We start from the raw sequence: 23,901 nt of genomic DNA, 5'->3' as shown, positions 1-23,901 counted from the left end.
CGATCATGGCTCTGCGAGACGGCCCGCGGTCGCATCGGAGAGGACGTCGACCAGACACGACCGGAACGTTCACCAAGGTGCGCGCGCTCCTCGCGGGCGCGCTCGTACTGGGGATAGGCGGGAGCATGACGCTTGCTGCCTGGACCGACACTGAGACCGCCCAAGGCACCTTTGCCGCAAGCAAGTTCGGGATCCAGGGGTCCACTGATGCGACGGCGTTCGCCGACCATCCGGCATCTGCGCCCGCGGCGCTCTCGTTCGCGATCTCGCCGACCGCGATGTCGCCTGGCACGACAACGTTCGCACGATTCGTCGTGCGAACGACCACCGACACCACGGTGCCAGGCAGCGTTGCCCTCGGCGGCGCGACGGTCGCCGGCACCGGGCTCGGGGCGTACCTGAGGTACGGGGTGCGAACCATTCCCGCTGGGAGCCAGTGCACGTCGACCACATACGCAGCCGGGACGGTCGTCGTGGCCTCCGACAGCGCACTGTCGACAGCATCGGGCACCACGCAGCCGCTTGCAGCCGCCGGGGGCTCACCGGTGACCTACTGCTTCGCGGTGACTCTGCCGGACGGCACCCCCAACGCGGCCCAAGGACTGACCGCGACCGCGACCTGGACATTCACGGGAACCTCGTCGAGTTAGCCGACGAGGCGGGGAGCGCCGGCAGGCGGAAAGGGGCAGGCACAGGATGACGAGAGACGGGCGGCGCGTCCGCGCCATCGCAGCTAACGCGCTGCTGAACGTCGCGGCGCTTGGCGGGGCGCTCTGTGTGCTGCTCGTCTTGCTCGGGGCGCTCATGAACGTCTCGATCATCATGTTCAAGACAGGGTCGATGTCGCCCACGATCCCGGCAGGCTCCGCCGCGCTCGTCCGCGAGATCCCGGCGACCGATATCAGGGTGGGAGATGTGATCACTGTTGATCGCCCGGGCCAGCTACCCGTGACACACAGGGTGACGAGTATCGTGGGGGACGGCCCAACGCGGACGATCACCATGCGAGGCGACGCGAACGAGGCGGATGATCCTGCGCCGTACACAATTGACTCCGCACGCCTCGTCGTGTTCTCGGTCCCGCACCTCGCGCGGCTGATCGTCTGGTTCTCGAACCCCATGGTCCTCGGGATCCTGACTGTCGCAACCGCGACACTCGTCACGTGGGCCTTCTGGCCGAAAGGGCGGGATCAGCGGGGGAGTGGCGCCTCGGCCACCGAGCGTGACGACGAGCGTTCGGGCCCGCGGCACGCCGCTCCGGTGGCGAGCCTCGCCATCCTCACCGCAGCGCTCGCTCTCGGAGGCGCGGCCGGGCCGCTCGGTGCTGCCCCCGCGCTCGGAGCAGGGCCGGACCATGAACGTGGCGAGACCATGGTGCGGGCCGTTTCGGCGGGGAAAAACATCACGCTGACCTCGATCGGCGATCCTGTCGCGATGCGAACGATGCGGCCGACAGTGCCGGTGCTGTGGCAAGTGGGGGTGCGGGTACACTCGCCCGAGCCCGGTGAAGTATCGGTCACCCTCGAAGCCGCCGGGGCGGCCTCGTTGGGGCTTCGGCTTGACGTCCGCGAGTGCGACACTGAGTGGCTGGCAGGCGAGTGCCCGGGCGCTGAGACGCAAGTCTCCGGCGACGGCACGATCGACATCGTTGCGGCACCGCGCCTCGTGACGGTGCTCCCGAATGACAGCGAGCGGTGGTACCTGATCTCAGCAACAGTGCCGCAGGTCGCCGCGGGGACAGTCACACTCACCCTGCGCGCTGCCGGCGGCAGCGAGGTCGTGACAGCGGAGCCGGGGCCTATCGCGGCGCTGCCGGCAACCGGCGGGGTCCAGCCGGCGTGGCTCCTCGCAGGCGGGGCGGTCGCGATTGGTCTCGCCGCCGCCGCGACAGCGTCGGGCGTGACGGCATTCAGAGAACGAAGGGGAGAGTCGTGAGCCCGCTAGCTCGGAGGGGGCGCCGGCGGGCGCTTGCAGCGGCGCTGCCGCTCGTGCTGCTCGTCGGACTTGCCCCGGGTGCGCGCGACACCGATGCCGCCTGGGCGGATGCAGAGGCTGCGCGAGGGGTGTTCACCGCACTCACGGTTCCCGCGCCAGTCAGTACGGCCGCCTGCGTCACTACGCCGGGCCTGCTCGGGCTGTCACCGACGGTCACCGTCAACTGGAGGGCTCCCGCCACAGCAACCGGATACACCCTCGCGCAGGCTGAGTTTGGCTACTCGACGGGTGGGCTCTTGCTTCCACTCACCGCAGCTCTTCTCGGCAACGTGTCGACCACGGGGACGCCAAGTGCATACTCCACAGTCGCGAGCGGCGGGCTCCTTGGCGGCCTGCTTGGTGGCAGCTCCACCGTTGCCGTACGGTTCATTGGTCCGGGTGGGTGGCGATCCTCGTGGCTCGTTGCCACCGCGACGATGGGACTCGCTGGCGCGAACCCGACCTGCACACTGAGTGAGGCCCCCAGCGCATAGCGCCTGGGGGCCTCACTCAGTGGTGTTACTGCTGCTGTATCTACTACGGAAGCAGGCGGTTCGGTCCGCGGAACAGGTACGTCGTCTCGCGGATCGAGGGCTGCTCGAGCATGAGCATCAGCACACGGTTCAGGCCCATGCCGAACCCGCCGTGCGACGGCATGCCGTAGCGGAAGAAGTCGAGGTAGAAGCTGAGCTCGGCTGGGTCCATCCCCTTGTCGCGCGCCTGCGCTTCGAGCACCTCGATGCGGTGCTCGCGCTGCGCGCCTGTCGAGATCTCGGTGCCGCGGTAGATGAGGTCGTAGCTCTTGGTGAGCTCGGGGTTCTCTTCGTTGCGCATGTGGTAGAACGGGCGGATCGAGACGTCGTAGTCGGTGACGAACACGAAGTCTGACCCGAAGGCTTCCTTCACGTGTGCGGCGATCTGTCGCTCGCCTTCGGGGTCCATATCGGCGTCGGCGCGGGGGATCTCGTAGCCGCGGGCCTTCACGATCTCCTTCGCCTCAGCGAGGGGAATGCGGGGGAAGGGGCGAGCCGGAACCTGCAGGTCAACATTGAAGAGCTTCTGGATCTCCTCGCCGTGCTTCTCCTTCACCGCGGTAAGACCCGCGACAATGAGCTCCTCGTGGATCTCCATGACATCCTCGTGGGAGTCGATCCAGCTGAGCTCGGTGTCGATTGAAGTGAACTCGGTCGCGTGGCGCGAGGTGAACGAGTGGTCGGCGCGGAACGCCGGGCCGACCTCGAAGATGCCCCCGAAGCCAGCGGCCTGCGCCATCTGCTTGAAGAACTGGGGGCTCTGCGCGAGGAACGCCTTGCCCTCGAAGTACTCGACCTCGAAGAGTTCTGCGCGTGACTCCGACGCCGATGCCATGAGCTTCGGGGTCTGAATCTCGATGAAACCGCGCTCAACCCAGACGTTTCGCAGCGCGTGCAAGAAGGTTGTCTGCACGCGGAACACGAGGTTCTGCTCGGGGCGGCGGAGGTCGAGGAAGCGCCAGTCGAGGCGCACGTCGATGTTCGAGTCGTCTGCGACAGGGTTGTCGGGGAGTGCCTTGGTGACGACCTCAATGGTCTCGATCTGAATCTCGACGCCGCCAAGCTTCACACGCTCGTTGTGCTGCAGCTCGCCCTCGACGGTCACGAAGGTGCCGTGTGTGAGCTCGGAGATCGTCGCCGTGCGGGGCACCAGGATGTCGGAGCGCGGGTTCTCGGGGTCGGGCTCACGAAGCACGCCGCCGTTGACGAGCTGCACTGCGCCCGACTCGTCGCGGAGCACGACAAACTGCACGTACCGCTGGTCGCGTACCTTCTCAACCCAGCCGGATACGCGTACGGGGCCGTCAACGCGTGCGGCCAGGTCCTTAATCAATACACGCTCAGTCACCCCGACAGTCTACTCGGTCGGCGGAGGCGTGCAGTGTGCACCGTTCTGCAGGGGTTCCGCGTGCCAATGGCGTCGGCCCGGCCCGGCGTCATCCGGCCGGCCCGGCTCCACCCGTCCGTCGGCCGCGGAACAGCCCCAACCCTGCAAAAGCATCCCTTTCTTACCGATGGAATCGGGTCATTCTGCGAGGAAAAGTCTCTGTGGCGCGGGGGTTGGGTCGGGGTGAAGGTGGAGGTTGGGAGAAGGGGAGGGGGGGGGAGGGGCAGAGGTAGGGGTAGGGCGTAAAGGTACGGGCAGGAGCGAGAAAAGGAGGGCAGGGGGCCTGCCCTAGAGCAGGTGGCCGCCCCCCGAGACCTTCATCCGCTCGACAAGGCGTTTCACGTCTTGCGCGCGATCCTTCGTCGTGACGAGGAGCACGTCCGCGGTATCGACGACGACGACGTCCTCCATTCCGACGAGAGCGACCAGACGGTCGCTCTCCGAGACGACGATTCCGCTCGAAGCGTCAGAGAGTACCTGCGCGCCGTCGCCGAGCACGGCGAGGTCGGAGGGCCTGCCGCGCGTGAGCAGGTTCGCGACCGAGGCGAAGTCGCCGACGTCGTCCCACTCAAAGTGGGCGGCGACGCAGACCATCTTGCCGGCAGCGGCGGCCGGTTCGGCGACCGAGTAGTCAATGGCGATCTTCGGCAGTGTCGGCCACAGGCGTTCGCGCACCTCCGCGCCGCGCTTTTTGCCCCACGACGCTGCGATCTCGCGCAGCGCGTCGACGAGCTCGGGCTCGGAGAGGGCCATCTGTTCGAGCAGCACAGACGCTTTCGCGATGAACATGCCCGCGTTCCACAGGTAGCCGCCGGCTTTGAGGTAGCCCTCGGCCGTTGCTGCGTCGGGCTTCTCGACGAACTCGGTGACGTCGTACAGGTCAAACGGCGAAAGGTCAGTACGGGCCTCGCCGCACGAGATGTAGCCGAAGCCAGTCGCCGCGTGCGTCGGGTGGATGCCGATCGTGGCGATGTAACCCTGGTCGGCCGCGCGAACCGCGGTCGCGACCGCCCGACGGAACAGCACGTCACCGCGAATCACGTGGTCAGCTGCGAACGAACCCAGGATCGCGTCGGGATCGCGCAGCTCAAGGATCGCGGCCGCGAGACCGATTGCGGCCGACGAGTCCTTCGGCTCGCTTTCGGTGACGAGGTTCTCGGGGAGGATGTCTGGCAATTGCGCGAGTACAGATTCGCGATGCGCGTTTCCGGTGACAACCATGATGCGCTCGGAGGGCGCGAGGGGCGTCAGGCGAGACCACGTCGCGGACAGCAGCGAGTCGCCCGCACCGGTGAGGTCGAGCAGAAACTTTGGCGCGTTCGCGCGGGAGAGGGGCCACAGGCGCGAACCAACTCCGCCTGCGGGGATGACGCAGGTGAGCCTGTCGAGCGCGGGGTTTGGAGAGGTCATGAAGCCAGCCTAATCACCGCACATAGGGGATCGTGTATCGCCGACGCGCGCCGAGGTGTTCGAGACACCCCGAGAGAGTGCCATAATGGAAGTCGCAGAGAATTCTCAGCAATGTGGCGTGCCCGCATATCGGGCGCTTCCTCAAAGAATCTGGACTTTGCAGCGTGACGACCAAGGAGGAAGCTCGTGTCAGCCCTACCCGCTGAAGCCGCTCCAGCGGCCAAGAAGAAAACCCAACGCGGCGGTACGCTCTACCGCGGCAACGAGGGCATGTGGTCCTGGGTCTTGCACCGCATCACCGGTGTTGCGATCTTCTTCTTCCTGCTTGTGCATGTGCTCGACACGGCGCTCATTCGTGTCAGCCCGGAGGCATACAACGCCGTCATGAGCGCGTACAAGACACCCATCATGGGGCTTGGAGAGTCGGTGCTCGTCGCAGCGATCGTGTTCCACGCGTTCAACGGCCTGCGCATCATCCTCGTTGACTACTGGAGCAAGGGCGCCAAGTACCACAAGGTGATGTTCTGGGTAGTCATTGCAATGTGGGCCGTAACGATGGCCGGCTTCCTGCCGCGCCACCTGATGAACGTGTTCAGCCACTAAGCGAGGGCGGAGAATAATCATGGCTATGACAATTGACGCGCCCCGCGCGAAGACCCCGGCGAAGAAGAACACCAACTGGGAAAAGTGGGGCTGGATCTACATGCGCGTGTCGGGCGTTCTGCTCGTCGTGCTCGTATTCGGACACCTGTTCTCGAACCTGATGATCGGCGACGGCATCAGCGCAATCGATTTCGGCTTCGTCGGCGGCAAGCTCGCGAACCCGTTCTGGAAGGTCTGGGACCTGCTGCTTCTGTGGCTGGCACTCATTCACGGCGCGAACGGCATGCGGACGATCGTCAACGACTACGTTGTCCGCCCGCGCCTGAATAAGGTGCTCCGTACGCTCGTGTGGCTGTCGGCTGCACTCCTCATCCTCCTCGGCACGCTTGTGATCTTCACCTTCGATCCGTGCCCGGCCGGGGCTGATCCCGCGCTCGTAGCCTCCTTCTGCTCGGCCCAGTAATCGGCCCGCAGCGAGACGTACAGAATTCGGAAAAGTTAGGAATCCAGTGACCACGAACACTCATGAGGGCGAAGACGTCACCGTGAAGGACGGCGTGACCTACCACCAGTTCGACGTAGTAATCGTCGGGGCTGGCGGCGCGGGCATGCGAGCGGCGATCGAGGCGGGGCCGAAGGCGAAGACCGCGGTCATCTCGAAGCTCTACCCGACGCGTTCGCACACCGGCGCAGCCCAGGGCGGCATGGCTGCAGCGCTCGCAAACGTTGAGGAAGACAACTGGGAGTGGCACACCTTTGACACCGTCAAGGGCGGCGACTACCTCGTTGACCAGGACGCGGCTGAGATCCTCGCGAAGGAAGCGATCGACGCGGTCATCGACCTCGAGAACATGGGTCTGCCCTTCAACCGTACGGCTGACGGCAAGATCGACCAGCGCCGCTTCGGCGGGCACACCCGCGATCACGGCAAGGCTGCTGTGCGCCGTGCGTGCTACGCGGCAGACCGCACCGGCCACATGATTCTCCAGACGCTGTTCCAGAACTGCGTGAAGCTCGGCATCAACTTCTACAACGAGTTCTACGTGCTCGACCTGGTCATGACGGGCGAGGGCAAGGATCGCAAGCCCGCAGGTGTCGTGGCCTACGAGCTCGCGACCGGCCAGCTGCACGTGTTCCAGGCGAAGTCGATCGTGTTTGCGACAGGCGGCTTCGGCAAGATCTTCAAGACCACGTCGAACGCGCACACTCTGACGGGTGACGGCGTTGGCATCATCTGGCGCAAGGGTCTGCCGCTCGAGGACATGGAGTTCTACCAGTTCCACCCGACCGGCCTCGCTGGCCTCGGCATTCTCCTCACAGAGGGTGCGCGCGGTGAGGGCGCGATCCTGCGTAACGCGAGCGGCGAGCGCTTCATGGAGCGTTACGCGCCGACGATTAAGGATCTCGCTCCGCGTGACATCGTCGCCCGCTCGATGGTGCAGGAGGTGCTTGACGGCCGCGGCGCCGGCCCGAACAAGGACTACGTTTACCTCGACTGCACCCACCTGGGCGCAGAGGTGCTCGAGACGAAGCTCCCGGACATCACGGAGTTCGCACGCACCTACCTCGGCGTGGACCCCGTCGTCGAGCCGGTTCCGGTCTTCCCGACGGCGCACTACGCAATGGGCGGCATTCCGACGAACGTCGATGCAGAGGTACTGATGGACAACGACACGGTTGTTCCGGGCCTCTACGCGGCCGGCGAGTGCGCCTGCGTTTCGGTGCACGGCTCGAACCGTCTCGGCACGAACTCGCTGCTCGACATCAACGTGTTCGGCAAGCGTTCGGGTAACGCGGCCGCCGACTACGCTCAGACCGCGCCGTTTGTCGACCTGCCTGCTGATCCCGCGAAGGAGATCCGCGAGCTCGTCGAGGGCTTCCGCACCGGAACCGGTACCGAGCGGGTCTCAGACATCCGGCGTGAACTGCAGGAAGCCATGGACCGTGGCGCCCAGGTGTTCCGCACCGAGGATTCGCTCACCGAGGTGCTCGGCGTGATTCACGATCTGCGCGAGCGCTACAAGAACGTCGGCGTGCAGGATCGCGGCATGCGGTACAACACCGACCTCCTTGAGGCGATCGAGCTCGGGTTCCTTCTCGACCTCGCAGAGGTGCTCACTTACACGGCACGTAACCGTAAGGAGAGCCGTGGCGGACACATGCGCGACGACTATCCGGACCGCGATGACGAGAACTACATGAAGCACACGATGGCCTACCTCACGGGCGACCCGCATTCGGCGAACCCCGAGGACCACATCCGCCTGGATTGGAAGCCGGTCACCGTGGTGAAGGACGAGCAGGGCGAGTTGCGTTACCCGCCGCTGGAGAGGAAGTACTAAACCATGAGTGCTGTCACGACTGAGGCACCCGGCCAGAACGCCGTGGAAGAAATCAAGCCGTTCAACGTTACGCTCCTGATCCGCCGCTTTGACCCTGAATCGGGCCGCGACGCCTACTGGGAAGACTTCGACGTCGAGATGTATCCGACGGACCGTATCCTCGATGCGCTCCATAAGATCAAGTGGGACATGGACGGAACCCTGTCGTTCCGTCGATCCTGCGCGCACGGCATCTGCGGCTCGGATGCGATGCGCATCAACGGCCGCAACCGCCTCGCCTGCAAGACGCTCGTGAAGGATCTCGACGTCACGAAGCCCATCTACGTCGAGGCGATCAAGGGCCTGCCCCTCGAGAAGGACCTCATCGTTGACATGGAGCCCTTCTTCGCGTCGTTCCGTGAGGTGCAGCCGTTCCTCGTTGCGAACACTGCCGCCGAGCCCGGCAAGGAGCGTATCCAGGACATCGCTTCGCGCGAGCGCTTCGACGACACCACGAAGTGCATTCTGTGCGCAGCGTGCACCACGTCGTGCCCTGTCTTCTGGACCGACGGCCAGTACTTCGGCCCCGCGGCGATCGTGAATGCGCACCGCTTCATCTTCGACTCGCGCGACGACAACGCGCAGGTCCGTCTCGACATCCTCAACGACAAGGAAGGCGTGTGGCGCTGCCGCACCACCTTCAACTGTTCCGAGGCATGCCCCCGCGGCATTCAGGTCACCAAGGCAATCGCCGAGGTCAAGGCCGCGATCCGCACCGGCGTGACTGTCTAGCTCCCGGCTCCGGCCAACGCAAAACGTCCCTCCCTGCCTTCTGGCAGGAGGGACGTTTTGCGTTGGTGCCAGTGGCGGCACCGTGGAGCGCCGGCGAAACGCGGGCGGCTCAGCTGGCCGACGTCGAGTCGTGTGGCGCAGCTGGCAGCGTCGACACCTCGATTGCCGGCTTCGAATGCGGCGGCCATGAGATCGGCGGCCAGTTGCAGGGGTGCCACCAGCCCGCAGGGCACTCAGTGACGGGCGGGCCAGTCTCGGGTGGGTCGACTTCGGGTGGGTCCACCTCTGGAGGGTCCACCTCGGGCGGGTCGACTTCTGGTGGGTCGACCTCGGGTGGGTCGACTTCTGGTGGGTCGACTTCGGGTGGGTCGACTTCGGGTGGGTCGACCTCTGGCGGAACCGTCACTGGTGGCTTTGGAGTCGGTGGCAGCGTGACTGGCGGCTTGCTTGGGGTCGAGGGAGCCGCAGGGTCGGGCTGAGGCGCTGGCGGGAGGGCCGGCGCAGGATTCTCAGCAAGGCTAGTCTCAGCAGGTGACGCGTCGGCGAGTGGCTCCACTGCTTGCCCGTTCGAAAGCTCGTCGATTCGCGCGGCTCCGGGCTCGGACGCCGCTTGGGGGGGGGGGTAGTTTTGGGCTTTGAACCGGAGCTCGCAGCGCCGCCCGTATGGCTTGAGCCTCCTGGCTCTGAGGCCGTGCCGACAGGGTTGACCTCGGACTGTGGCGTCGCCTCAGGCGCAGCACTCAGCACGTTCGGAAGCGCAAACGCGGCGACGCCAACGCCGACTGCGGCCACGGTGAGCAGAGTCGCGCCGCCCACGGCCGCGGGAACTCCGATCGACCCGACGACGCTGCCGAGGCTCGAGGCGAATGCCGCAGGCCCGGTTCCGCCTGCTGCGCCGCCTGCTCCGCCACCCTGGCCAAAGGCAGCTCCTGACATGCCCGCGCCACCGGCACCCAGCTTGCCTGCAAGGTCAAGCTGGCTCGCGAGCGCCGCTGTACCGGCACCGCCGAGACTCACCCATGCGAGCACGAGGCCGAGCTGGCGGTTCAGCGTCGAATACTCACCCGCGGCCCGCGAGCAAGACTCGCAGTCGTCGAGGTGCGCCGCGACTTGCCTCGTGAGCCCCGCGGTGAGCTTGTCCCGCTGGAACCGCTGCAAGTGCTCGAGCGTGAACCTGCACGCGCCCTCGGCGATCTCCCGGTTCACGTGCGCTTCGACCCAGGCCGACTTCAGTGCGTCGCGTGCGCGGCCCGCGAGCACCGAGGTGCTGTTCGCTGAGAGGCCGAGCAGTTTTGCCGCCTCACGGGGAGGCATCCCCTCGACCTCCGTGTACCAGAGCACTGCCTGCCACCGCGGCCCGAGCGTGGCGAACGCCTCAGAGACAGCGTTCAGGTCAAAGGCATTGTCTTCCCACGGGGCAGCCTCGTGCAGATCGGGAATGTCGGGTAGTTCGACGCCCGTCTGCTCGCCGGACCTGAAGCGATCAGCTGCTGCTGACCTGATGACTTGATACAGGTACGGCCTGAAGGCCCCGGTTGGCCCGCGGCCTGCGCGCACGAGCTCGAAGATGCGCAGGTATGAATCCGACACGAGGTCCTCGGGATCAAGCGTGGGAGCGATGTTGCGCGCCGCCGTGAGGCCGGCTTTCCTGTGCCGTTCCCAGAGCGCGGCAAACGCCTCGGCATCCCCTGCTCGGCACACACCGAGTAATTCCTCATCCGACATCGCGTCGCGCTGCCGGAGTGCTTCCTTGCGCAAGTAGTCCCCCTTTTACGCACCCGTAACACGCTCACGCGCGTGAGTGCCGCGCATCCGATCTCCCAAAACCGAAGGCGCGAGTGAATCCCCGCTGACAGTATCCCTGACGCGGCTGGGAATGTGCGAGTTGAGACGCCGCAAATTTATTAATTTGCAACCGAGCGTCACGATTCAGCGGTTTCGCCGTGTTACTTATTGCCCGGCTCCTGTCAGGAATCCCCCCAAGGAGCATCCGAGTGCCAGGAGCCGGGTACTTCCGTGTGTGGGGACACACGGTGAACACAGGGGAGAAACGCATGAATTTGGGGAATCTCAGGGGGCGTCGCGTGAGGCAACAAGCGCGGCGCACCCTGGCGAAACTGCTCGCGGGTGGGCTGACCGCCATGCTCGTTGGCACTGCGGTTGTCGCAAGCAGCGGCGCAGCTCCGGCAGCGGCCAGCGAGGGCGCGTCGATCATGCTTGCGAAGAAGATTAAACAGGGCGATGGCGACTACGTCGACGCTGTGCGCGATCTCCGGCCGGGCGACTCGGTAACGTACTGGGTCGAGTTCCGAGTGAACGACGCTGACGCTGATGGCCCGGTGCGTGTCACCGACGTCCTTCCTGAGGAGTTCGCAGGCTGGCAGCTCAGCGGCCTGACGGCGCTCGTCGGCGGAAGCACCACAGGCGTCACGCTCTCACTTCCAGGGGTCACCGACGGCGCTGCACCGGAGGGGGCAGTCGGTGGAATCGTTGGACAGACCCAGGCGGAGCGGGTGATCAGCGTCGGCGTTGAGCGGCCAGTGCAGGCCGGGGCAACGAACCCGGAGGGGCTCGGCATGTCGACCCGCGACACCGGCGTCCTCGAATACACGCTGACAGTGCCAGAGGGACTCGCAGCCGATGACCCGCTGCTCAGGCGCGATCTGACAAACACGGCTACGTTCACGGCCAAGGCTGGGGCACAGGAGCTCCAGGCGGCCGACAGCGCAGTGATCGCCGTCGACAATCCGATCGCCATCGACGTTGCCCCGGCGAAGACCTGGGCGCCGGCCGCGCAGGGCTACCAGCCAGGCGCCCAATCGACACTCGATATCCGGGCGACACAGGCCTCCAACGTCGCCGCGACACGGTTGAGTCTGCAGGACCCGGCGAGGCCCGAGCTTGCCCCCGAGGGAGCCACCGAGCTCCCGGAAGGCAATCCGTTCAACTACATTGACTTCGCTGGGTTCGTCAGCCCAGCTGACCCCACCACGCAGCTTCCGACGGGTGCCACTTCGGCCACCGTCGACGTGTACAGATTCGCCAACGGCACGTGGAACTGGGTTGCATGGGACGCATCGATCCCGAACGCAGACATCGGGGGCGTGCGCCTGAACTACGAAGGAACGATCGCGCCAGGGGCTGTCGCCTCGCAGCAGTTCGCTGCGACGCAGCGTGCCGCCCATCGCACAAGTGGCGCTGAACTCTCCGATGGCTATGCGATCGCGAACGACGTGCGGGCGACAGTGGCTGCCGATGGTCAGGATCCTGTCTCGAAAGACGCCGAGGCGCCGTTCGCCGTGTCTCCCCAGGTCATCGGAGTTGACGCGCAAAAGCGATTCTTCGCAGCTCCTGGTGGCGCCGAAACCGATGAACTGACTGGCGTGACCGCCGGCGATAGCGTTGGCGTGGTGCTGCGTGCAATCAACAGCGACATGCCCGCGAGCACTGTGCTCGACTCGCTCACGATCGCAGAACCTGCGGAAGGGTCACACGAGGACTTCTTCGGGGACCAGCTCCGTTTCGAAGGATTCGGTCAGACTGACGCCGCGGCCGCGTGGCCGGCCGGAGCGACCGGTGCGACGCTCACCTGGTCCTATTCAGACGGGACGAAAGATCCTGTCAACCTCGTCGCCGGAGCCGCATTGCCAGGCCCCGCTGCCGGCAAGACCGTCGCTGGCTTCGAACTCACCTTCACAGGAGCGATCAAGCCAGGCGCCTCGAGCGAGCTGCGGTACGAACTCGGCTCGAGCTCGGCCGAGTCGTTTGTCGCCCCAGGGGGGCAGACTGCGAAGCTCAAGAACGTTATCGCCGTGACCGGAGGGCGCGAGGGGCTCGAACCGGACACCTCGATCGCAAGCGCAACTGTCGGGTATGTCGCGCCCCGCATCGACACGAGCATCACGAAGCGTGTCGGCCCCGGGGTCGTCTCTGCGGGCCAGGACGTCGTCGTCCAACTCGACACCGAAGTGAAAACTGAGGGAGGGCGGACGAAGCCGACCGAGATCGTTGTCGAGGACGCGCTCACTGTCGACGGCACCTTCTGGGACGCCTTCGACGCGAAGCAGATTCTCCCCCCGATCACACGCCCAGCGAACAGCGGCGACCCGATCACCCAGGCAGACCTCGAGATCCGCTACATGGACGCGGACGGCGCATGGAAGACGCTCGCGCACAACCCCGACGAGGCGACACCGATCGATGTGCCGTCGGGTGCGACGGGCATCAGATTCGTGTACACGAACGCCGAGGGCTTCTCACAGACGACGCTCGTGAAACCGAACATCTCCTTCACCGCGCGGCAGACGCTGCGGAGCGAAGCGACGACTCCGACGGCGACAGACTTCGAGCGGGCAGTCAAATACGAGAACGTCGCGACCGTGACGGCTGAGGGTAAGCTCGACGACCGCGTCGTCACTGGCACGGAGACGAGCAAGGTACAGGTTGGCGTCCGCCCACGCCCCGGCACGGGGCCAGGCAATGACGGTGCGCTGTGGGCGCAGAAGACGTGGGGTCACGGCGCCCTCACCTCGCAGTCAGGCGCGATAACCTTTACGACCCAGTCGTGGGCGCTGACTGCGGGAACCTACCCGACAGTTCTGCTACAGGATCCAGCGAGTCCAACAGCTTCCGGCGCTGGCACGGTGTTCGAGGCCTTCGACCTGACGCGCGTTCGCCCAATCCACTTCGCCGGAAATGCCGCCGGCGTCGCCCATGACGCGATGCTGCGCTGGGACGCCGTCACCGCGGTCGAGCTGTGGAACGGGAGCGAGTGGCTCGCAGTGCCCGCCCCTGGCAGCGGCTGGATGAACGAGAAGGGCTTCGTTGGCTACACGCTCACCGCCGACGAGCGGGCGACAACGCTCGGCGTCCGACTCGTGCTCGGCGAGAACCGCGAAGCACGCGAGGCCGCGCACGCGGGCGCTGATCCTGATCTCACCGCGCCCGCGCCGGGGACAGGCGTGAGTACGTCAGGTGAAATTCGCGAGTACGCCCTTGAGTGGCAACTGCGCGACCGCGCCCGCACGGCCAATGGGTCCGTGAAGTGGGTGAAGGAGGCGGGCACCTCGTTCAACTGTGAGGGCGGCGGCGACGGGTGCGTAGACAACGTCTTCAGCGTGACCGCGGTTCCCGAGACCGGCCAGCCGGTGTCGGAGCGGGCAAACGACACGATTCAGATCCTTGACGGCGCGACGAACGTGACACTCACCAAGCGGGTGGAACCGTTGCCCGGGGGAGATGCCAGCAAGAGTGTGCGCCTCGTGACCCCGAACCCGGGCGAGATCGACCAGGCCGATTACCCTCGCGCCCGTTTCACGCTCACTGCCCGGAACTCGTCGACGGCCCCCGCCGAATCCAACGGCGGTATGCGCCTCGGCAAGATTCGAGTGACCGACACGGCGAATCCAGCCTCAGGAGACGAGCTCACAATCGACGCGAGCCCCTTCACGGGACGAGACTTCGAGGCAGAGGTTGGCTCGCAATCCGGCAACCACTTCAACGAGTTCACGTTGACAGGGGTGAGCTTCGGGAAATTGCCCGCGGCGATCAACTCCGACGAGAGCACAGTCGAGCTCTGGCTCTACGACGGCACCCCAGCGGGCACAACCTCCGTGTGGACCCTGCAGCAGGTGCTCGATGGAGACGCCGAGTTCCTCGCCAAGCTCCCGGACGCTATCGGGATCGCGGCAACGTATTCGGGCACCGATCCAGCAGCGAACGGCAACCGCATCGAGGTCGGAGACGATCTGGTGATGCGTCTTGACGTGCAGCTCAGGGCGACCGAGCGGCTCTCCGGAGAACCCGTGCGTGGCGGCGAGCTCGGCAGCGTCGTCAACGTGCCGAACGAAGCCGTCGCGCGCGGCTGGGACGCGGTCGTGGCGCCAGCTGCGCAGCCAACGAAGCGTGACGACGCGAACGTCGCCCTCGTCCAGGCAGCCGTCAACGTTGGACTGAAAAAGACAGTGTCCGTCGTCCACGCAGACCGGACGAACGACACCGTCTACGAGAGCGACCCCGGCGCCACCGTGCGGGTGGAGCTCACCGCAGATCCGCGCGGGTCGACGGCCCCCATCAACACGCTGAAGATTCAGGATGCGACGCCAGCCTTCTGGGAACGTTTCCAGCTCGTGTCGCTTGACACCCCTGCGCTTCCGACTGGCGCCGACAGGGTACGCCTGCAGGTGAGGGTTGCTGACGAGTGGCTGAACCTTGAGAACTTCACGGGTGATCTCAGCGAGGTGCGCGGCGTCGCGGCCGTGTTTGATCGCGCGGACGGGACGGTCTTCCCAGCAGGCGCGCAATCCTGGAATGCCTCGTGGGGCAGCACGAAGTTGATGTTTGGTGTGAAGCTGCGCCCCGGGGCCGAGGTGAACTGGCGCTCCGACAGCGTGGTGAATCGCGCGACGGTGACCGCGACGAATACGACGTTTGGTGAGGCGGACGCGAACGACGTGGACGACGTCAGGTTCTCGCCGGGGGAGAACGGCATTCGAGTTGAAAAGCGGGCTCCGAACGATACGTCGACCCACCGCGTCGAAGCGCTCGCGAGCGCGCCGTGGAAACTCGTGTTCACGAACGTCGGAACCAGTATCTTGCCGATCACGAAGGTGACCGATGAGCTGCCCGAATCGCTCTCGTGGGATGGCGTTGCGCCGACCGCGACGAGTACGCCGGGGCCAAACGGGGTCAGCGGTGTGAGCGGCGCGCCAGCCGTGACCCTCTCGGACGATGGACGCAGCCTTGTCTTCGACTGGGGCAAGCATGCCCGCATGCAACCCGGCGAGAAGGTCGAGATCTCCCTCGGTCTCATCATGGAGCCGCTCGCCGCGGGCGACCGCGCGATCAATCAGGTTGTCGTCGAGACAGGCGTGCCCCTCGCGGTCTGTGAACAACCCACAGCACACGGGCAGGCTCCGGCCGCGAGCGACGCACCGAACCGGTGTTCGAACACGAACTACGTGCAGCCGCGAGTCGGTACCGTCGTTGGAGCGCGAAAGACAGTCAGCGGCGAGTCAGTGCCGACGCTTGGCGAACAGCTCGTATCCGGAGCGCTTGACACAGCCACTGGAGCTGAGTGTGCTTCGGGCAACTACGTGCCAGTCGGTTCCGACTACACGCGCAGCCCATGCGCGTCGTATACCGCGGTCGGCGCGACTGACTCCTGGAAACTCGAGAGCATCAACTCAGGCACGAACGCGCTGTCGCGCATGACAATCGTCGATATGCTCAGCGCGCCGGGTGACGCGATGCTCGCGGGCGGCGGGTCGCGCGGCAGCACATTCGCTCCCGTCCTCGCAGACCTCTCGGGTATTCGGGTGACGGGCCTGCCAGCTGGGGCGAGCTACACCACGGAAGTCACCACGAATGCAGCAGCATGTGTGGGAGGCACTCCGGGGACGTCCCAGTGGGGCAACGACCCAGAGTGTGCCGACACAATCGCGAACCCAGCGAACGAGTGGACGCCACTTGAGAACTTCACTGGCGACGCTGCCGAGGTTGCCGGCCTGCGGATCAGCGTTGACATGGAAGCATCACCGCTCATGCCTGGCAAGAGTGTGCTTGTCGAGTTTGAGACAGTCAACGTCGTCGGCGGCACCGACGACGCGCTGCGCCCCACACTCGAGCAGTTCACTGAGCGCCAGTTCGCCTGGAACCAGCACGGTGTCGTCGGGTGGGGAACGAACGGGGTGCGCGTGAACCTCCCCGCCGCGCCGCAGCGCGCGGGAGTCACCCTGAAGACCGGAACGCTCGAGATCTCGAAGGTAGTCACAGGGCTCGGCGCTGACCGTGCACCAGAACGGTTCGCGATTGACCTCGCCTGCACAGTACCGAGCGGTCTGGCCGCCGGGCCCGAGCGAGTCGCACTCGATCTGGGGGAGAAGTCGCGTGTCTGGGTGCCACGCGATGGCGCTGTGGCCGTCGACGGCATCCCGATTGGCGCCAACTGTTCGGTCGTGGAGGCCGGGTCGCTCGGCGCATTCGGCGAGAACGTGCGGGCGATTGACGTTGGCGAAGGGGTATTCCCTTCTGCTGACGGCTCGACGGCTGAGGTTCACATCCGTGAGGGCGCCAACGCTGCGCCGACGCGAGTGCAGTTCGTGAATGGGTACACGCCCATCGACCCCGAGCCGCCCGTCGACCCCGAGCCGCCTGTAGATCCAGAGCCGCCTGTTGATCCCGAGCCGCCTGTCACTCCGGAGCCGCCTGTGACACCTGAGCCGCTCTCCGAGACTGGCAGCGCCGGAGTCTGGGCATTCGCAACTGCTGCGATGCTCGTGTTGCTTGCTGGAGCGGGCACGGCGTTCGCAGGCTTGGCGCGGGCCCGACGATCTGCGCGACACAGCCAGTAGCTGAAGTGACGCGCGGGCGGGGACATGAAACGTGCTCCCGCCCGCGCTACACTCGCTCACATGAATGCAAGCCCGCGGCCAGGTGTGATCGCCCGCGGGATGAGTATCTGGCAGCGCATTCAGCGCACCCGGCCGTACCGAACGTTCTCGCACTTTACCGACGTCGGGGGAAGCGTGCTCTCCGGGGGCATGAGCTATCAAGCGCTGTTCGCCGTGTTTGCCGGCCTCGTCGTCGGGTTCAGCGTCTTCAGCATCATGCTGCGCGGCCAACCAGAACTGCTTGCCACGATCATTGAACAAATCAACGTCTTCGTGCCAGGGCTGCTTGGAGAGGGCAGTGCAGACGCGGCGGTGCCTGTGCAATCGCTCCTCGAGACTCGCGCGCTCGACTGGACTTCGGTGATCGCCGGCCTGTCGCTCGTTTGGGTCGCGATCAACTGGTTCACTGGAACCCGCCGGTCGATCCGCATCATCTTCGGCCTTGAAGTGAAGGAGTACCGCAACGCGGTGCTGCTCAAGGTGCGCGACTTTGCGCTTGCCGTTGCATTCTTCATCGCGATCATCGTGTCGGCGGCGCTTGTGCTCGTGAGCTCGAACCTCACGGACCTCCTGCTGTCGTGGCTCGGCGTCAGCGCCGACAACTGGTTCTTCGGCGGTATCGGCACATTCGTTCGCTACGGGGCGATGTACGTCTTCGACGTGCTCGTGCTCGTCGCGATTCACCGCTACCTCGCCGAGGTGCGTATCGGCTGGTGGAACCTCATCACCGGGTGCATGGTCGGCGCTGCAGCCCTTTTCGGCCTGAAGCTTCTCGGCACCGCGCTGCTCGGAGGCGCGACGAGTAATCCGCTCCTTGCGCCGTTCGCGATCTTCGTTGGTCTGCTCTTGTGGTTCAACTTCATCTGTCGGGCGCTACTGCTCACCTCCGCTTGGATCGCGACAGGTCTCGATCCAAGGCTCGGGACTCCGGAGTCAGGCGAGCCGAGCGACGCCTTCAGGCTCTTCGAGTAGCTTATGGCTCCGCGCCCGACGCGAATGCGGCAGAATGGTGTGGTGAGCGAGAACCAGGAACCTGCTGCGAAGACCTCAATCCGCGTCGGCGTCATCGGCGGTGGCCAGCTCGCCCGAATGATGGTGCCGCCGGCAATCCACCTGGGGCTCGAGATCTCAGTGCTCGCCGAAACCGAAGGCATGAGCGCCCAGCGGGCGGCCGACATGGTTGGCGACTATCGCGACCCAGAGACTGTGTACGCGTTCGCCGAAACCGTCGACGTCATCACCTTCGATCACGAGCACGTGCCTCACGAGATCCTCACCGAGCTTGAGCGCCGCGGCAAGCAGGTGCACCCGCGCCCGCACGCGCTGCAATATGCGCAAGACAAGATCCTGATGCGTGAGAAGCTTGCCGAACTTGGCGTTCCGATCCCCGCGTGGGCCGCTGTCGCCGACGAATCGTCGCTGCAGGCGTTCATCGATGCGAACGGGGGCCGCGCCGTTGTGAAGACCGCCCGCGGCGGCTACGACGGGAAGGGCGTACGCGTCGTGTCGCAGGCCGACGAAGTGCGCGACTGGTTCGCGGCGCTCGCCGAAGACGCGCGCGGCGGATTCCTGCTCGCTGAGGAGCTCGTTGACTTCACCCGAGAGCTCGCGCAGCTCATCGCCCGTAGGCCCACCGGGGAGACCCGCGCGTGGCCGCTCGTCGAGACGATCCAGCGCGATGGCGTGTGCGATGTTGTGCTCGCACCCGCCCCGGTGTCTGACCCGGCGACCGCTGCGGAGGCCGCGCGAATCGGGGCGATCGTCGCTGAGGGCGTCGACGCAACCGGAGTGCTCGCCGTCGAGATGTTCGAAACTCGCGACGGACGCGTGCTCGTCAACGAGCTCGCGATGCGCCCCCACAACTCCGGTCACTTCTCGATCGAGGGATCTGTCACGAGCCAGTTCGAGCAGCACCTTCGCGCCGTCACCGATCTGCCGCTCGGCGACCCTGCAATGGCCGCGCCGTTCGCGGTGATGGTGAATGTGCTCGGTGGGCCAGCCGAGGGTCCAATGCCAGTTCGGTACCCGGCGGTGCTTGCAGCGCACCCGGCCGCGAAGATTCACAGCTACGGGAAACTGCCTCGCCCCGGACGCAAGGTGGGGCACGTGACTGTCGTCGGTGACTCGCTCGAAACCGCGCTCGCCGAGGCGCGCGCGGCGGCAGACGGGTTCGCGTAGCATCAGGGAGCCCGGGCCGCCCGGTACGATAGGGGCATGAGCGAATCTGCACCACTCGTCGGCGTCATTATGGGCTCCGACTCAGACTTCAACGTGATGGAAGACGCGGTGCTCATGCTCCGCGAGTTCGGAATCTCGCACGAGGTCGAGGTCGTGAGCGCGCACCGGACGCCCGACAAGATGGTGAGCTACGCTCGCGAGGCAGCCGGTCGTGGCGTGCGTGTCATCATCGCCGGTGCAGGCGGCGCCGCCCACCTTCCGGGCATGGTCGCTTCGATGACCTCGCTGCCAGTCGTCGGGGTTCCTGTGCCGCTCGCGCGGCTCGACGGTATGGATTCGCTGCTCTCAATCGTGCAAATGCCAGGTGGCATTCCCGTCGCGACGGTCTCGATTGGTGGCGCGAAGAACGCTGGAATCCTTGCAGCCCGAATTCTTGCGACGAGCGACGACGCGCTCCGCGCCAAGCTCGATGAGTACGCCCAGGGCCTCACCGACATGGTCGCTGAGAAGAACGCTGCCCTGCAGGCACGGGTCGCTGGCACGGCGTAACCCGCGCGACAAGGGCCAAAGCGACACGCGACCTAGATGAGGGCGTGCGTCTCCCAGAGCTGCCACGCGACCGAGTTCCAGGAGTAGCTCCGACCGCGGTCTGCGGCATGGACTGTCAACCGCTCCAGCTCGCTTGTGCCGTCACCCGCACTCGCGATAAACAGGCGCGAGAGTGCGGTGATGAAACCGGGAGCTTCTGGCTCGGCGATTCCGGCGTCGAGTACCTGCTCGTCGAACGCTGTTGAGCCCGCGTGAAGCACAGGAACGCCAGCCATGAGGGCTGCGGCGATCGTGTATCCCGTGCCTGCGAACGACTGGGGCTGGAGGAGCATCGCGGCGCCCGAGAGGATCGCCCCGACGTCGGAGAGGTCCTCGCCAGGCACAACTGTGACTCTGTCACGAATGCTCGCTGGGAGCTTGCTGACGACGTCGCCGGGCTGCGGTGCGCCCTTCACGTGCTGTACAGGGTCGAGACCAGAGACCACAACAAGGTGGGGGAGCGAGGGGTCTGACTCGTATGCGTCAAGGACCCACTGCAGGCGGCCGTGGTCGTCGAGATTCGCAGTCGTCACGAGGTAGCGTTCGGGCAGACCGAGACGCTCGCGGCGCGATTCCGAGTCGGCTGCCGCGAGAAATGCTGAGGGGGCAACTGGCGGAATGACCTGCACTGGCAGGTCGTGCCCGTAGTGTTCCTGGAGCAGTGACGCGGTCGAGTGCGAAGTCGTAATGAGCACGTCTGCGTAGCGCGCAGCGCGCTTCACGAACGACCGAGTCAGCCGTGCCTGCGCAGGGGTCAGGAGATCTGGGGCTTCCCATGCGAGCCCGTTCGGAACAGTCACCGTGGTCTGCGTGCCGTCGTCTTCTGCGCGGGAGCGCAGCGGGATCATCGGTGTCACCGAGTGGGTCATCTCGCCGTCGAGCGGGCGGGCGGTCGTGCTTGACTGCCACAGGATGGGCAGTGCGTTCGCGCCCATTGGCAGGTGCTCCGCGGAGATCCGTGGTGAGTTGAACTCGGGCGGAACCGTGCCGCGGGCTGAGAGGAAGCGCGCGCTGCAGCTGCGTGGCGCGGTCGCAGCGAGTGCGTTCGCGAGATCTTCGGCTGCGGCGAAGTGCACGCGGGCTTCCCAATCGGGAAAGGGCTCGGCGATGAGGCTGAGAGTCGCCATGCCCACCTCCGAAACGCACCTTAACTTACTGCTTGCCTTGAGCTATTCTACGGGGCTGCCATTGCAGTTTCTGTGCGGCGCGCCCTGAGAGTTCACGGAGTGCCTCATGGTTCTCCACAATCACGTGAAGTAGCCTCTTGCTATGCGTGTTCTGCTCACCGGAGGGGCCGGCTACATCGGCTCCCACACTGCCCTTGTGCTCCTTGAGCGCGGCCACGAGGTCGTCGTGCTCGACGATTTCTCGAACAGTAGCCGCGAGGCGGTTCGCAGGGTCGAGGAACTCACTGGTCGCGAGATTCCGGTGATCGAGGCCGACCTCGCCGATCGCGCCGCCGCCGAGGCGGCGTTCGCAGGGCTCGAAGTCGACGCCGTCGTGCATTTTGCTGGGCTCAAAGCCGTTGGCGAGTCAGTTGCTCAGCCGACACGCTACTACCGTGTCAACATCGACTCGACGCTCAACTTGCTTGACCTCATGCGCGAGTGCGGAATCACGAGGCTCGTGTTTAGCTCGAGCGCCACTGTGTACGGAGACCCGCAGTACGTTCCTCAGGATGAGGAACACCCTGCCGGGGTTGGCCTCACGAACCCGTATGGCTGGTCGAAGGCGATGATCGAGCAGATCATTCGCGACGCGCAGGTGTCGTGGCCAGAACTTGAGGCGGTCCTGCTGCGTTACTTCAACCCAGTGGGGGCCCACCCTTCTGGGCGTATCGGAGAGGACCCGTCAGGGATTCCGAACAATCTCATGCCATTCATTGCGCAGGTCGCGGTTGGTAAACGCGAGAAGCTCAGCGTGTTCGGAGACACCTACCCGACCCCCGACGGAACAGGCGTCCGCGATTACATTCACGTCATGGACCTCGCCGAGGGGCACGTTGCGGCGCTTGAGCGGATGACCGCAGGCGTCACTGCTTACAACCTCGGATCTGGCACCGGCTCGAGCGTGCTCGACGTCGTTCGTGCTTTCGGGGAGGCGGCGGGGCGGGAGATCCCATATGTCGTTGTTCCAGGGCGCGACGGCGACGTCGCCGAAACGGTTGCGAACCCGGCGAAGGCGAACCGCGAGTTGGAGTGGCAGACGAGCCGCTCGCTCGCCGATGCCTGCAGGGATTCGTGGGCCTGGCAGTCTGCGAACCCCGACGGGTACGGTGTATGAGCGTAAGTCTTGACTATGACCTAGAACGGCCGATCCGCACCCCGGATCTGTCGTCGCCGCCGCTCATGACCAAGCGCGCGCGGTGGCTCGTGGTGCTCGGGTTCTTGCTGCCTGGCAGCGCGCAGCTGCTCGCCGGCAATCGCAAGCTCGGCAGGTTTGGCATCGGAGTGACTGTCGGGGCGCTGCTGTTCGCGGCGATCACGCTCCTCGGGCTGCTGTTCGCGCGCGCCGCGACGCTCTCCGTGCTCACGAACGGCCTGTTCTTGCTCGTGCTCCAGTGGCTTGTCGTCGGTGTCGGCATCATGTGGCTCGTTCTCGGCATTGACACCCTCCGCCTCACGCGGCTCGTCAAAGTGAAGCCGAAATGGCGGGTGCCTGTCGCCATGCTCTCGGTGATCCTCACCCTGGTGCCCGTCGCCGGCGCGGCGTGGGCCGCGACGCTCATTAACTCTGGTCGCGGCGCGATCGGGAGTATCTTCATCGGCGCACCCGCCGTGGCCCCAATCGACGGGCGCTACAACATCCTGCTGCTCGGAACCGACGCTGGCTCTGACCGGGAGGGTATGCGCCCTGACTCGATCTCGCTCGTGAGTGTCGACGCGAAGACCGGCCAGTCGGTGATCATTGGGCTGCCGCGTGAGCTTATCGAGATGCCATTCCCTGAGGAGTCTCCGATGGCGGCGATCCACCCCTACGGTTTCGGCGTCGCGCCCAACTCGTTCGGCGACTGGGGAGGCTGTTACACGACGTGCTACCTCAACGCCGTCTATACCGAGGTTGAAGATTTCCCAGACATGTATGGGGGCCTCTACCCCGAAGCTGTGAAGCAGGGGTCCGAACCTGGTATCGAGGCGACGAAAGACGCTGTGCAGGGCGCCACAGGACTCGACCCGCAGTTCTTCGTGCTGCTGAACATGGACGCATTCTCGAGCATCATCGACGCACTCGGTGGTGTCACCGTGAACGTTCCCGAGCCGCTGCCCATCGGCGGCGGGATCGACGAGTACACTGGCGAGCTCGTGAACGTCGACGAGTGGATCGAGCCTGGCGAGCAGCACCTCAACGGCTACTACGCCCAGTGGTTCGCCCGGTCTCGCTACGGATCGACGAACGGCGACTACGACCGGATGCAGCGGCAGCGGGACCTGCAGGCTGCGATCCTCGCCCAGATGAACCCGGCGAACGTGCTGCTGCGCTTCCAAGAGATCGCCGCGGCAGGAACCCAGCTCGTGAAGACTGATATTCCCGATTCGATGCTTGGCAGATTTGTCGACCTCGCTGGAAAGGCGCGCGGTCACGAGATCGTGAACGTCGAGCTCGTGCCGCCGACGGTTGACCCCGAGGCGCCCGACTATGCGGTGATTCGTGACCTCGTTGCGCAAGGCGTCGCGGCAGCAAGCCCGCAGCCTGAGGGTGATGCTCAGTGATCGATCCCCTAGACT

18 protein-coding genes are annotated in these 23,901 nt (G+C 65.6%); 13 read left to right on the top strand and 5 right to left on the bottom strand.

Annotated features, from left to right (window positions below):
• The first annotated feature begins 5 nt into the window (after nt 1-5).
• Genes KI794_RS14035 through KI794_RS14025 form a run of 3 tightly spaced genes read left to right on the top strand, consistent with a single transcriptional unit; the run spans nt 6 to nt 2,468 of the window.
• Nucleotides 6-650 carry a SipW-dependent-type signal peptide-containing protein gene (locus tag KI794_RS14035; protein ID WP_119282759.1) on the top strand — a complete coding sequence of 215 codons (645 nt, stop codon included), beginning with the start codon at nt 6-8 and terminating at the stop codon, nt 648-650.
• Between the two features lie 46 nt (nt 651-696).
• On the top strand, nt 697-1,935 hold the full coding sequence (locus KI794_RS14030) for a signal peptidase I (RefSeq protein ID WP_255808454.1): 1,239 nt from the start codon (nt 697-699) through the stop codon (nt 1,933-1,935).
• On the top strand, nt 1,932-2,468 hold the full coding sequence (locus tag KI794_RS14025) for a hypothetical protein (protein WP_255808453.1): 537 nt from the start codon (nt 1,932-1,934) through the stop codon (nt 2,466-2,468). The genes KI794_RS14030 and KI794_RS14025 overlap by 4 nt, the downstream gene beginning before the upstream one ends.
• A 43-nt stretch (nt 2,469-2,511) precedes the next feature.
• On the opposite strand, the gene aspS is transcribed toward KI794_RS14025, so the two are convergent.
• Nucleotides 2,512-3,855, bottom strand: a complete 1,344-nt coding sequence (gene aspS / locus KI794_RS14020) for an aspartate--tRNA(Asn) ligase (protein ID WP_255808452.1) — start codon at nt 3,853-3,855, stop codon at nt 2,512-2,514.
• Nucleotides 3,856-4,182: 327 nt separating this feature from the next.
• Nucleotides 4,183-5,304, bottom strand: a complete 1,122-nt coding sequence (locus KI794_RS14015; RefSeq protein ID WP_119282763.1) for a mannose-1-phosphate guanylyltransferase — start codon at nt 5,302-5,304, stop codon at nt 4,183-4,185.
• 186 nt (nt 5,305-5,490) lie between these two features.
• On the opposite strand from KI794_RS14015, the gene sdhC reads away from it, so the two are divergent.
• The 4 genes from sdhC to KI794_RS13995 are packed head-to-tail and all read left to right on the top strand — an operon-like array spanning nt 5,491 to nt 9,020.
• A complete protein-coding gene (gene sdhC / locus KI794_RS14010) occupies nt 5,491-5,907 on the top strand; it encodes a succinate dehydrogenase, cytochrome b556 subunit (protein WP_119282764.1) in 417 nt (138 codons plus the stop codon).
• 19 nt (nt 5,908-5,926) lie between these two features.
• Nucleotides 5,927-6,370, top strand: a complete 444-nt coding sequence (locus KI794_RS14005) for a succinate dehydrogenase hydrophobic membrane anchor subunit (protein ID WP_119282765.1) — start codon at nt 5,927-5,929, stop codon at nt 6,368-6,370.
• 46 nt (nt 6,371-6,416) lie between these two features.
• Nucleotides 6,417-8,249 (top strand): succinate dehydrogenase flavoprotein subunit, encoded by a 1,833-nt coding sequence (gene sdhA, locus KI794_RS14000; RefSeq protein ID WP_119282766.1) that lies wholly within the window; start codon nt 6,417-6,419, stop codon nt 8,247-8,249.
• Nucleotides 8,250-8,252: 3 nt separating this feature from the next.
• Nucleotides 8,253-9,020: a succinate dehydrogenase iron-sulfur subunit gene (locus KI794_RS13995; RefSeq protein ID WP_119282767.1), complete on the top strand. Its 768-nt coding sequence runs from the start codon at nt 8,253-8,255 to the stop codon at nt 9,018-9,020.
• A gap of 109 nt (nt 9,021-9,129) precedes the next feature.
• Here KI794_RS13995 and KI794_RS13990 read toward each other — a convergent pair whose 3' ends face one another.
• Both KI794_RS13990 and KI794_RS13985 read right to left on the bottom strand, forming a co-directional pair.
• Entirely contained in the window at nt 9,130-9,426 is a 297-nt protein-coding gene (locus KI794_RS13990; RefSeq protein ID WP_255808451.1) for a hypothetical protein, read from the bottom strand.
• Nucleotides 9,423-10,778: a sigma-70 family RNA polymerase sigma factor gene (locus tag KI794_RS13985; RefSeq protein WP_255808450.1), complete on the bottom strand. Its 1,356-nt coding sequence runs from the start codon at nt 10,776-10,778 to the stop codon at nt 9,423-9,425. The genes KI794_RS13990 and KI794_RS13985 overlap by 4 nt, the downstream gene beginning before the upstream one ends.
• 326 nt (nt 10,779-11,104) lie before the next feature.
• Between KI794_RS13985 and KI794_RS13980 the strand changes: the two genes are divergently transcribed.
• From KI794_RS13980 to purE, 4 genes are read left to right on the top strand one after another with little or no spacing between them, the layout of a single operon-like run.
• Nucleotides 11,105-17,371 (top strand): DUF5979 domain-containing protein, encoded by a 6,267-nt coding sequence (locus tag KI794_RS13980; protein ID WP_255808449.1) that lies wholly within the window; start codon nt 11,105-11,107, stop codon nt 17,369-17,371.
• Nucleotides 17,372-17,431: 60 nt separating this feature from the next.
• Nucleotides 17,432-18,382 carry a YihY/virulence factor BrkB family protein gene (locus tag KI794_RS13975; RefSeq protein WP_119282770.1) on the top strand — a complete coding sequence of 317 codons (951 nt, stop codon included), beginning with the start codon at nt 17,432-17,434 and terminating at the stop codon, nt 18,380-18,382.
• Between the two features lie 24 nt (nt 18,383-18,406).
• Nucleotides 18,407-19,588 (top strand): 5-(carboxyamino)imidazole ribonucleotide synthase, encoded by a 1,182-nt coding sequence (locus KI794_RS13970; protein WP_370647826.1) that lies wholly within the window; start codon nt 18,407-18,409, stop codon nt 19,586-19,588.
• A 36-nt stretch (nt 19,589-19,624) separates the two neighbouring features.
• The gene (purE, locus tag KI794_RS13965) at nt 19,625-20,137 is read left to right on the top strand and encodes a 5-(carboxyamino)imidazole ribonucleotide mutase (RefSeq protein WP_119282772.1); all 513 of its coding nucleotides are present in this window, start codon (nt 19,625-19,627) and stop codon (nt 20,135-20,137) included.
• 32 nt (nt 20,138-20,169) lie between these two features.
• On the opposite strand, the gene KI794_RS13960 is transcribed toward purE, so the two are convergent.
• Nucleotides 20,170-21,303, bottom strand: coding sequence for a mannosyltransferase (locus KI794_RS13960; RefSeq protein ID WP_255808447.1), 1,134 nt, complete (start codon nt 21,301-21,303; stop codon nt 20,170-20,172).
• A gap of 142 nt (nt 21,304-21,445) precedes the next feature.
• Here KI794_RS13960 and galE point away from each other — a divergent pair, with 142 nt between their 5' ends.
• Complete coding sequence (gene galE, locus KI794_RS13955; RefSeq protein ID WP_255808446.1) at nt 21,446-22,459, top strand: UDP-glucose 4-epimerase GalE; 1,014 nt, start codon at nt 21,446-21,448, stop codon at nt 22,457-22,459.
• The gene (locus KI794_RS13950) at nt 22,456-23,886 is read left to right on the top strand and encodes an LCP family protein (RefSeq protein WP_119282775.1); all 1,431 of its coding nucleotides are present in this window, start codon (nt 22,456-22,458) and stop codon (nt 23,884-23,886) included. Before galE ends, KI794_RS13950 begins: the two co-directional genes overlap by 4 nt.
• Nucleotides 23,887-23,901 lie beyond the last annotated feature (15 nt).

It is taken from the genome of Leucobacter aridicollis, assembly GCF_024399335.1.
GTDB lineage: Bacteria > Actinomycetota > Actinomycetes > Actinomycetales > Microbacteriaceae > Leucobacter > Leucobacter aridicollis_A.
This window is presented reverse-complemented; position numbering and strand designations above follow the sequence as displayed.